Annotated in this window: 5 protein-coding genes; 1 reads left to right on the top strand and 4 read right to left on the bottom strand. The window is 36.3% G+C overall.

Going from position 1 to position 12,225, the window contains the following annotated elements; all coding sequences use genetic code 11:
• Positions 1–100: 100 nt before the first annotated feature.
• The 4 genes from HNS38_RS18540 to HNS38_RS18555 form a co-directional block, all read right to left on the bottom strand.
• Entirely contained in the window at positions 101–451 is a 351-nt protein-coding gene (locus tag HNS38_RS18540; RefSeq protein WP_172284524.1) for a single-stranded DNA-binding protein, read from the bottom strand.
• Between the two features lie 312 nt (positions 452–763).
• Positions 764–3,229 carry an Ig-like domain-containing protein gene (locus HNS38_RS18545; protein WP_172346873.1) on the bottom strand — a complete coding sequence of 822 codons (2,466 nt, stop codon included), beginning with the start codon at positions 3,227–3,229 and terminating at the stop codon, positions 764–766.
• A gap of 35 nt (positions 3,230–3,264) precedes the next feature.
• A complete protein-coding gene (locus tag HNS38_RS18550) occupies positions 3,265–5,010 on the bottom strand; it encodes a hypothetical protein (RefSeq protein ID WP_172346874.1) in 1,746 nt (581 codons plus the stop codon).
• 244 nt (positions 5,011–5,254) lie between these two features.
• Positions 5,255–9,970, bottom strand: a complete 4,716-nt coding sequence (locus HNS38_RS18555) for a lamin tail domain-containing protein (protein WP_172284530.1) — start codon at positions 9,968–9,970, stop codon at positions 5,255–5,257.
• A gap of 660 nt (positions 9,971–10,630) precedes the next feature.
• Between HNS38_RS18555 and HNS38_RS18560 the strand changes: the two genes are divergently transcribed.
• Positions 10,631–12,169 (top strand): AbgT family transporter, encoded by a 1,539-nt coding sequence (locus HNS38_RS18560; RefSeq protein WP_172284902.1) that lies wholly within the window; start codon positions 10,631–10,633, stop codon positions 12,167–12,169.
• Positions 12,170–12,225: the final 56 nt, after the last annotated feature.

The raw sequence follows: 12,225 nt of genomic DNA on the forward strand, positions 1-12,225 counted from the left end.
AACTATGAAAAGGCTAAAAACCATTGCTCCCCATAATTTTTAATGTGACCCAAAAGACCTCACTAGGAGGTCTTCAAAATCAATATATGGGAGGGAAAACCTATTCTGATTTTTGTTCTTTCTTACTAATAATCATCACTTGATCTGCCACCACTTCAGTCACATATCTAGTGGTTCCAGTTTTGTCTTCATAGCTTCTGTTTACCAATTTCCCTTGCACCATCACCTCTGTACCTTTATTCAAATAACTATGAGCATAATTGGCTGTACCATTCCAAGCTACCACCTGATGCCACTGGGTGTCTGTTACTTTATCACCGTTTTTATTTTTATAGGTTTCGCTGGTGGCTATGCTCATAAAAGCTTTTTTGCTTCCTGAAGAGAATTCAGAGATTTCAGGGTTGGCACCTAATCTACCTACTAATTGTACTTGATTTCTTAAATTTTTCATGATACTTGTTTTTAAGTTTTTAATTCCGGAATACCCGGTTATCGTTTTGTTGATGAGGCAAAATTATATCGAGGCCTCCCAGATAATCGGTTCATAACCACTTGTATCCGTATATTAAGTGTTTGTAACGGTTTGTAAACGAATATAAATCAGTATTACAGCTATTTATGAAAATTTGCGGAGGCTAATAAAATGATTCAAATTTGTACTATTGGGACTAGTTGATAAGGGTAAAACAGCAAAAAAGGCTATCCAAAAGCAATAATATACTTTTCGGACAGCCTATTCTTACATGACTTGTATTTTACAAATCTATTTACCTTCCCGGTAACGGTGGATTTTATATCCATTGTCATCCGTTATTGAGCCTCCCACAATAAAACCAAGATTTGAACCATAGAATTCAATATCAGCAAGGCCTTCTAATCTGGTGAAACCATCTACAGGTTCCCAGTTTATTCCACCGTTTATGGTTTTGTATAACTTCGGTTTTTGAACTCCAAAATAAGTTTCTATCCAATAACCCGTATAGGCATCCGTGAAAAATAATTTCACCTCATAGCCTCCAAGCATATCGGAACCATTAAAAATTTGTTCCCAAGTATTTCCGCCATCTGTAGTTCTAAATAACAAATTTAGACTGCTGACTATCCAGCCCTCCACATCATTAAGGAAGAATAAATCAACAATGAGGTCTTCACTACTCAATCCAATATCCACTAAATTGAATCCTCCATTTTTATAAATACCTAGGTGTTTTTCTTCACTACCATCATATTTCATATTGGGGATAAATATAGTTCCTCCATTAGAAACGATTTCAGGATTTGGAACATAGCCATCTTGATAACTTGTAGCCACATTATAATCGGAGAAATATAGATAAGTCTCCACCATAAACTGATCTGTACTATAGAAAGCCATTACTTCTTCTCCACCCACTCGGCCATACATTACCAATGGCGTTGATTCCGAATGATTTATCACCACACTTTCACCCAGAAAGCTCTGAATAGGCTGATTATCCATCCAAGTTGCACCTCCATCATTGGTATATAAGAAATTATAGCTAGAGCCAAAACCATATCCATCATTAGCACTTAAGTATACAGGATCTGACATATACTTCACTTCATTTTTGTTAATCCAGCTCCAACTGTCACCAGCATTGCTACTGAAGAATATTTCGCCCTCATCGGCTCGAACCCAAATATGACTATCATCCAATAAAAATATATCAGATAAGGCCATATAATCGGGCAATCCACTAATATGATCTTTCAAATTATAGACATCCCAACCCGCTAAAACCACATTTACACTGACTGGTTCCGATTCTAATTCATGATCGGCATATATTGCTTTTGCCTTTAAAATATAAGTATCTGCACTTAAGTCCGAAGTATTCCATTCGTAATTAAAGGGCTCCTCTATATCTTCACCAATTAAGACCTCATTCACATAAAACTCTACTTTTTGTGGTTGAGATCCAGAGGTATAGACATCTATGATACTCGTGTTTCCTATGGCAATCTGGGCATTTGGAATGGGGGATGTTATACTAATAGATTCCTCAGTACTTCCATCTTCAATATGATATAGATTGATAGGATAGTCGAATATCTCCCTTTCTTCATTAAGAATATCGAAACCAAAAACGGTAAGTACAACTCCTGCAGTTCCTTTTATTCCCAAATCAAAGTCCATATTAAAATTCTGATTGGCTAAGAGTTCAGCTTCTAGGTTAGAATAGGCTTTGATTCCAATAGTAGGACCAGCTACTCCATAAAGCAATAAAGAGGCTCGTGGACCAATACTTGTTTCAATGCTAGCATTTGCCTCCACCGATGGAACAATAAATGTTTTATCGAAATCTGATTCTCCAATAGTTGACCAACCTTCATTTTCATATTTAATGCCAAAGCGATTATCAAAAGTTTCGGAAGCGCCAGTGGTGATGTGAGCAGATATTTCTCCTTTTACATTGATAAAAAACTCAATTGTTGGAGTGAACACTAAAGGAACAGGCCCAGCCATGATGGTCCAAGGGGTAAATTCAATGGCTGCAAATCTGAATTCTAAATTATCATCAAAATTCCCATTGCCTTCCACATTAATGCTTCCTCCTTGGTTAAACTCTATTCCTGCTTCGAGCAAGTCAACTTCAAATGGAGGCATATCTAATGTTAGAGACCAGTCGAAATCCCAGAAAAATTCTAAGTCAAAATAACTCTCCCCCGAAATATTAACACCATTTTCTGATGTTCCAAATTGATGATCAAAATCAAAAGAAAAGGCTCTAAACCGATCTCCACTTGCTTCTTTTAGCTTTATACCAGGAGCTAACTCTAAGCTACGGATATCACTCATTTTCAGATCGCCTGTTTTAAATCTAATACTCGCCTGTTTAATAGCTTCGTAAAGCAGGGCTTGTTCCGTGCGAATTATTTTAGTCCCTCCATCGCTTTCAATGGCAGTAATTTTTCTCATATATCCATTTGGCGCCTTTGAGGAAGTTGAATCCACTATAATATCACCCACTGCTAAGGAGTTTAGAAAGCTAGAAGATGAGCTTATGGAAAGACTAAAATCACTGGTATCTAGATCAGTAATGGCAGTACGAGCATCAAAGTCCATGGTTTTAGTATGGTCACCTAAAATAAACTCCTTTTCTTGTGGCTCGGGTTCAATAATGGCTTCTTCTTCATCTTTCTTACAGCCGGAAAGCAGTAAACTCATAGCGACTAGAATAAGTATTGCAAATTTTATATTTTTCATCTGATTGTTTTTTTTAATAAATGATTTACATAAATCTATCTAACATGATATCCTACACCATCTAAATCTTCAAAAGTCACATTATTACTGATATCCACGCTTGACTCTTCATCAACACTGACACCATGAGCTGAAATATGTGCAAAATGAGTATTACTTAGATTCAAAGGTGTGCTGGCATGCTTAAAGTTAATAGCTCCCCAAGGTATCTCATCACCACCTGCATAAGAAATAACACTATGGGAGATACTACAATTATAAGCTCCTTCATAATAATATATTCCATCCCAGTCCCCTTTATTAGGCATAGGTTTATTACTAGTAAAAATAATTGGATCGTCAATACTCCCATTAGCTATCACACTTGCAATATTATCTTGCCAATAAGCAATGTCGATCTGACCATTAATTGGAAACTCTATTCTTACTCCTGGTTCTATAGTTAATTTTATTCCATTTCCAGGGGCTCCAATTCTCATAGTGCCTTCGACTATATATGGGGCAGATTGTTTGGTCCAAGTATAATCTCCTGCAATATCTAATTCTTCATCATTGGCAATTTGAATTCCCAGGTCGGTATCAATATTGTTTTCTCCAATGATAGTATGAACAAAATTTGGAAATATGGAAATAGGATAGAGGAGGTTACCAAGGAAAATATTTCCGCCGAAATCAGTGAAATAGGCATCATGAATAAGGTTGATGGCATTTGTTTTGCTATAATAAAATTCACAGTTTTTAAATGCCACATGAGATTCTTTGATAAATATCATGCCATTATAATCCCTAGAGCCACCAAACTCAAAAGTACTATACTTAAAAGAACAGTTATTGGCGCCTTCGTAAAATGAGAATCCTTTCCAGTCACCCGCAGCAGGAGAATTACTTGCACTTGAAAACAAGATTGGTTTTTCTACAGTTCCTTCCGCAATGATAGTAGCATATTGGTTTTCCCAATAAGCAATATCCCATAATCCACCTTCCATAAACAGAACCTCAGTTCCAGGAGCAATATGAACAATACTTCCTTCACCTTCGGCACCAAACCTAATGGTTCCTTCTTGATAAAATGGAACACCTTGATCGGTCCAGAAATATTCCCCTTGAGCGGTAAAATCTTCATCGTTTTCTATCCAAATACCAGTGGATGTTTCATATATATTACTCCCAGTAATGGTATGTACATTATTAATATAAACAGAAATAGGATAACTATCTATATTGGTAAAAAAGTTTTTGTCGAAAGCACTGAAAGCCCCTTCTGATTTTAATCTAATACCTACATTGGCTGCTTCACGAATAATAGAATTGGTGAATGCGATAGCGGTTTCTTTAATATAAACAGAACCATAAGTATCTTTGGAACCTGCATATTCAATAATCCCAAAATTAATATTACAATCGGTAGCTCCTTTATAAAAATGAAGACCTGCCCAATCTCCACCCGATGGATTACTGGCTGCTGATGTAAATAGAACAGGAAGTGCAGCTGTTCCTAAAACTTCCATTGTAGCATATTCATTATCCCAATAAGCAAACTCTAGGGAACTGCCTTCTGTAAATCTAATAATGGAACCTGCTTCAAAGGTAAGCTTGGCATTTCTGACTCTAATGGTGCCATCAAATATATAGGATATACCTGTTTTGAAAGTCATGTCTTCAGAGATATCTCCGGTGAGCTCGCCACCTACTGGAATATTTGGAACTTCAGTTTCTTTCTCACAAGAAACCAGACTAATTGAAAAAGCGAGGAATAATAAATAGAGGAGTTTTTTTGTCATGAGAATTGTTTTTGAGTGTTTGAATCTTGTTTTCTGCAAACATAGTTGCTGCTGGCAACAAAACCCTCATCCTTTAGACTGAAATATAAATAAATATTAGGGTTTATCCTGGTTTTTATCTAGTCCTTTAGTATGATGAGTGCTGATAATCTTTGATTTGAGGATTTTAAACCAAAAGAGCTCGTCCAACTATAATATTTCTAGAATACTTCATTGAACAAGCTCAATTCGTAGATTGTTGTGCCTATTGTTTTACAACTTTGCGATAAATAATAGATTCCCCATTTTTGATACTAAGGAAGTAAACTCCATTTTCAAAATCTCCTAGATCAAAAGCTTTCTGAAGTTTTTCGGATGTGTATGTTATAAGATCCTCTAATATGATTCGTCCTGCAAAATCGATAATAACTATCTCAATATTATTTTGTATGTTTTCTAAATCTAAAGTAAATTGACCATTATTAGGATTTGGGAATATTTGCGCCTTTAGTTTTGTATGCTCTATTTCTGATACTTGTTCGCATAAATCATATTCTATATTCACAGAAGCAAAAGATTCACATCCAAAAGCATTTAAAATAGTAACTTCATAAGTGATGGTTTGTGGACTATCAGAAGTAACGTAAATCACTTGATCAGAGAATCCACCTGGCTGCCATTGGTATGACATAGCATTTTCAGCATTGGCTTGTAAATAAACCCCACTATTTACACAATAAGGTCCTGTTGTTGGGTTGACTGTTATATCAACAGGAGAAGCATAAGCATCCTCAATTATTATTGGGTTTCCTTGGAATAAAATCTCACAATCGTTGGCATCTTTTACTTTCACCAAATAAGATCCTGCTATTAAATCTATGAAATCTGGAGCAGATTGGAAATTGATTCCATTATCAATAGAATACCACAAATCTCCTGCTCCTCCACTAGCATTAATATGAATGCTCCCTAAATCGCCATTACATTGAACGTCATTAACTTCAGCATCGGTAATTTGAATTTCTTCGTTTTGATGAATAATAACAGGATTGTTTTCATATTCAAAAACACAGTCGTTGGCATCTTTCATCAACAAAAAATAGGAGGAGGCTTCCAGATTGTCAAAATCACTATTTATTTGATAAGTAGCCCCATTATCTATTGAGTAGCTCAATGTTCCAGTTCCACCAAAAGCTGTAATATGGATGCTACCTTCATTTCCTCCGAAACATTCAATGTGTGTGACATTTACACTCTCATATTCTATGGCGGAGGGTTCTGTTATATGAACAGGATTGTTTTCATATTCTAGCGTACAATCAAAAGCATCTTTAATAAACACTTCATAATCCCCAGCCAAAAGATTATCAAATTCACCGCTGTCACTCCATGATATTCCTCCATTTATGGAGAAGCTAAAATCATCGGCTCCACCACTTGCCATTATGGAGATATTTCCATCATTGGCTCCAAAACAGGTGTTGATATTACTGGATGACACTGACATGATCAAAACAGAAGGTTCATTGATGATGACTGGATTTTGAGTATATTCAGTCACGCAACTATTGGCATCAATAATGCTAATATTATAGGTGCCTGCTGCTAGATTATTGAAAACTCCAGAGTTGCTTTCATAATTAATTCCTCCATCAATGGAATACATGATCTCACCACTTCCTCCGTTGGCTGAGACCACAATTTTCCCATTGCTATTTCCATTACATTGCGATACATTGGTGGCTTGAACATTAGCCAAAACTAATAGTTCAGGTTCTGTTATAATGATAGGGTTTTCATGCTCGTAGATACAATCGTTAGCATCTTTAATTTTAATCTGACAACTTCCAGCACTAAGATTAAAATACTGACCATCATTGAGCTGATAAGTAAGTCCATCATCAATAGAATAGGCTAAGATTCCTGTTCCACCAAAGGCTGAAATATGAATTTCTCCTGTGGCCTCTCCATGGCAAGTACTCACATTCAAGGACTCTATTTCGCTTAGACTTATGGCTTCTGGTTCTGTAATGATGACCGTTTCTTCCCATGCTGTTTCACAATTATTTTCATCACGAATAAGGATTTGATATTCTCCAGTATTTAAATTTTCGAAAAGAGGGTTATCTGAGAAACTGAGTCCATTATTGATGGAATATTGATAAGCTGCATTTCCACCACTGGCCGTGATTTCAATACTGGCATTCATATTTCCGGCACAGCCTGTGATATTTACAGACTCCACTTCAGTTATGATTAATTCAGAGGCTTGGCCAATAGTAACACTCGTTGGCCATTGTATTATACAGCCATTTACATTTTTAACATAAATATTATAAGTCCCAGCCATTAAGCCATTAAAAACGCCAGAGGTATTTGAAAAGTCACTTCCATCAATACTAAAGAACAAGCCTGAGGAGGCCCCTGAAGTAATAATACTAATCATTCCATCATCATCTCCATAACAATCAATTTCAGTAGTGGTGATCTCTACAATATCAAACTCCTCGGTATTGGAAATCAAAACAGAAAAATTACAATTACTAGAATTACCTTGAAGGTCATTAATAATAAAACCAATAGTATGACTTCCTAAATCACTGTCGGTAAAAACAGTTCCTGCTGCAGGATTTTGAACGATGGATTGAATTCCACAATTATCACTACTTAAGAGTAAATCACCATAATCGGGTAATTCCACTTGGCAACCATCCCCTATTTGTAATTCTTGGTTTGTTGGACAAGTTATTTCTGGTGAAATAAGGTCTATTACAGTTACGATAGCCGTATTAGAAGATGAATTGTTTTGATGATCAGTTACAGTGAGTGTAACAGTGTTTGGTCCCACATCATCGCAAGAAAACTGATCAATGTCTATTTGCATTTCACTAATTCCACAGTTATCATAAGAACCATTATTAATTTCTTCCGCCGTAATATTTACTATACCATTCTCATTGAGGTCGACAATAATATTTTGAGTTTGAACTACAGGCAATATGTTATCATCAATGCTTAGGTTTAAGGTAATGATGGAATCGCAACCCACTGCATTTTCAATAATATGAGTCGCTGTATTATTACTCGATGAATAAGTAATCCCATCAATCCAAGTATAGCTTTCGCAAGCTTCAACAACATCAATGCTTTCAGAGTTTTCGAGGATGCTCAGGCTGAGCGTGATGGTAGAATCACAAGCTGCAGCATTTTCAACAATATGAATTGCAGTGAAATTATCTTCTGTATAGGTATTTCCATCAATCCAAGTGTAAGTTTCACAGGCTTCTACCTCAAAAACACTTTGGCTACTTTCTAAGATGGTGAGGTTAAGAGTGATAACAGAATCACAACCTGTGGCATTATTTACAATATAGGTCGCTATATTATTGTTAGAAGTATAAGTGATTCCATTTCTCCATGTATAAGATTCACAAGACTCTACAATATCAACTCCTTCTAGATTATCAAGGATTATCAGATCCAAGGTAATGATAGAATCACAGCCTGCAGTATTCTCAACAATATGAGTAGCTGTATTGTTATTTTCAGTATAGGTGGCGCCATCAATCCAAGTAAAGGATAAACATTCCTCATGACTATCTATGCTTTCAGTCTCTTCAAGAATGGTTAAATTCAAAGTGACAATAGAATCGCAACCTACGGCATTCTCTAACATATGAATCGCAGAGTTATTGCTTTCGGTGTATGTTATTCCATCAATCCAAGTATAAGTTTCACAATATTCTATCTCATCTATTCCTTCTGTATTTTCAAAAATACTAAGGTTTAGAGTAATAATAGAATCGCAACCTGCCATATTTTCAATGATATGAGTAGCTGTATTATTGTCTTCGGTATAGGTGATGCCATCAATCCAAGTATAAGATTCACAGGCCTCTTCCTGGTCTAATGATGAGGTATTTTCGTTTATTGTTAAATCCAGTGTAATGATAGAATCGCATCCTGCAGCATTTTCAATAATATGAGTTGCGGTAAAATTGCTTTCTGTATAATTATTTCCATCAATCCAAATAAAAGATTCACATTCCTCATAAACATCAGTACTATAGGAGCTTTCCAGAATCGTTAAGTCTAAGGTGATGATGGAGTCGCAACCCATGGCATTTTCCAATATATAGGTGGCCACATTATTACTTTCAGTATAGGTGTTTCCATCTATCCAAATATAGCTTTCACAAGCTTCATTAATATCTGTAAACTCAGAATTTGGGAGTATACTGAGGTTTATAGTAATTAGAGAATCACAAAAATCTGCATTTGGAATGATGTCTTCATAAACACCAGTGCTGGTCCAAGTATGATTTCCACTAGGCGAAGTATAGGAGCCACAAACACTTGGATTAATAGTAGATTCTGTATCTTCACAAGGAGGGCTACAGGCGTCATCATGGCTTCCGGGACTTCCGAAAAGGTCTTTGCCATTAATCACAATTCCGGTTGTAGTAGTTGAGGCAGTCCAGTTGGCACCATCTGTATGGTCGCTAGACAGATCACATAATACCATAGATGGACCATCCCCATCGGCTTCAGGCCAAGGCGCATTATCATCAAAAACCACTTCATTCAAAATTACTCCATTATTATCTTTCACAGTTATTCTTTCTCCGCCATTCGCCAAGCCATCAAAATTTAAATTATAGGCATCAGGATATCCAAAATTTCTTTCAAGGGCCATGGAGTCTTTTGCAATAACCACATAACCATGTGCTGCAATAAAAGCATCAGTTGGAAAATAATAATCATCTTGATCGCTTATGGAAAATCCACCAAGGTTAATATCACTCGAGGTGGTATTATAGATTTCAATATATTCTAAGCTGTCAACACCAGATTCAGGAGGGTTATACATAATCTCAGTAATCACAATATCTCCTGGGGAAGCAGCAAAACTAGGGGTAAAAGGCACAGTTCCTATAAGTAGTAATAGAACCGTAATAAAACGAAATAAAAATTTGATCATGGTTGCATTAATTGGGCTCAATAATTGAAGGCTTGCTTCAGGTATTGATAATGGTTATATATGTGATACAAAAATACATAATAATATGATATTCAAAAATCAAAACCCAAACAGTCCATTATTTAACTGAAGTTTCACATGCTGATTAAATCTTGCAGCATATTCAATATCAGGCGATAAAAAAAATAGAACTTTTCATAATGAATCCTTGTGCCTTGGTGACTTACTGGCAAGATATTGATTATTAGCCACCAAGACTCAAAGACACTAAGAGTAACAAAGTCAATACCTATCTAACCTGGATATGTTATCTTCTTGATATTCTTTACGTTATCATAATTCAATATTTATTAAAACTCCTGGTATCAATGATTTATAACCATTGCGAAACTTGAGTTATCTAACCTGTTTTATTGGTCGATGAAGTAGATCTTAAAACAGAATTAAAATACAATTAATATAGAGGCTCCATCTTTTGGTGCTTATAGAAAACGCTCCTATTTTATCTTAAAAAAAAGATTCAATTGAAAATATAAAAATTTAAAAATGAATGAGCTGTTAAAATAAACCTAATAGCACTTATCTAATTTTCTAAGCATGGAAAATTTCATAGGTTTGCAGATTCTTAATCTTTAGTGTATAATACTTTAATCATTTCCTATGAGTCAAAGCAAGCCGAAAGTTGGATTCTTTCAAAAGATGTTGAATTATACTGAAAAAGCAGGTAATGCCCTTCCTCATCCGGCTACCTTATTTGCTCTTTTCGCCCTTATCGCTTTAATCTTCTCCGCCATTGGGCACTTTATGGGTTGGGAGGTCATACATCCCGGAACAGGCGAACTCATTAAACCCGTTAACCTATTGTCTCACGATGGAATTCATAGGATATTACTCGAAATGGTAGATAATTTCACTGGTTTCGCTCCTCTAGGTATTGTATTGGTGGCCATGCTGGGTATTGGAATTGCGGAGCATAGTGGCTTGATCAATGCAATTATTCGCTTGATGGTGCTCAACTCACCAAAACACTTACTTACCTTTGTGATGGTATTTGCAGGTATCTTATCTAATATGGCTTCTGATGTTGGATATGTATTACTCATACCATTGGCGGGAGTGGTATTTATTGCGGTTGGTCGACATCCCATTGCAGGGATGGCTGCAGCTTTTGCTGGAGTTTCGGGTGGTTTTAGTGCCAATATCGCTATTGGAACCATCGATCCACTTTTGGCAGGTCTTTCGCAAGAGGCAGCTCAAATTCTAGATCCAAGTTATGAAGTAAACCCAACTGCGAATTATTATTTCATGGTAGCCTCTACTTTTATCATTGCTTTCGCAGGAACTTTTGTCACCGAGAAATTGGTAGAACCTCGTTTGGGAACGTATAAAGGAGGGCATGATCAATCTGGCGATAGCTTCGATAAACTATCAAGACAAGAGAAAAAAGGTTTACTCTGGGCCTCTGCTGTCATTTTATCTATCCTCGTCATAACTTTAATAGGAATTATTCCTGAAGATGGATTCTTTAGAGGAGCAGATGGAGGTGTTTTAAGCAGTCCTTTAATTAAAGGAGTGGTTGGAATGTTATTCGTATCAGCTGGTGGTGCTGGATTAGCTTATGGAATTGCCACCGGAAAATTCAAAAACGATGCAGATGTGGTTGATGGAATGTCGGCCAGTATGAGATCCTTGGCCACCTATATGGTTTTGGTATTCTTTGCGGCTCAATTTGTAGCTTATTTTAAGTGGAGTAATTTAGGTATGATAGTAGCAGTAGAAGGTGCGGGTTTATTGATGTCGCTAGATATTGGACTTGTACCACTTATGATATTATTTATACTTCTTTCAGCGGCCATTAATATGGTGATGGGCTCTGCCTCTGCCAAATGGGCTATTCTTGCACCTATCTTTATTCCCATGTTTATGATTATGGGTTATTCTCCCGAATTATCGCAGGTGGTTTATAGAATTGGTGATAGTGTGACTAATGTAATTTCTCCCATGATGAGCTTCTTCGCCTTAATCATTGCCTTCTTCCAGAAATATGAACCAAAAGCTGGAATTGGAACCATTATTGCAACCATGTTGCCCTACTCTATGGCTTTCTTATTCATCTGGATTATATTATTGGTAGCTTGGTTATTAATCGGGTTGCCTTTAGGTCCTGATGCTGGTATTCATTATGTAATGCCCAAATAAGGGCTCATGTTAATTTTTATGGGGAGAATCAGAATAAAGAGTTCGGATTAAAGAGT

The organism is Lentimicrobium sp. L6, assembly GCF_013166655.1.
GTDB lineage: Bacteria > Bacteroidota > Bacteroidia > Bacteroidales > UBA12170 > UBA12170.

Coding starts and splice junctions, on each gene's coding strand:
- HNS38_RS18540 (WP_172284524.1), bottom strand. CDS start 451: ATGAAAAATTTAAGAAATCAAGTACAATTAGTAGGTAGATTAGGTGCC.
- HNS38_RS18545 (WP_172346873.1), bottom strand. CDS start 3,229: ATGAAAAATATAAAATTTGCAATACTTATTCTAGTCGCTATGAGTTTA.
- HNS38_RS18550 (WP_172346874.1), bottom strand. CDS start 5,010: ATGACAAAAAAACTCCTCTATTTATTATTCCTCGCTTTTTCAATTAGT.
- HNS38_RS18555 (WP_172284530.1), bottom strand. CDS start 9,970: ATGATCAAATTTTTATTTCGTTTTATTACGGTTCTATTACTACTTATA.
- HNS38_RS18560 (WP_172284902.1), top strand. CDS start 10,631: ATGAGTCAAAGCAAGCCGAAAGTTGGATTCTTTCAAAAGATGTTGAAT.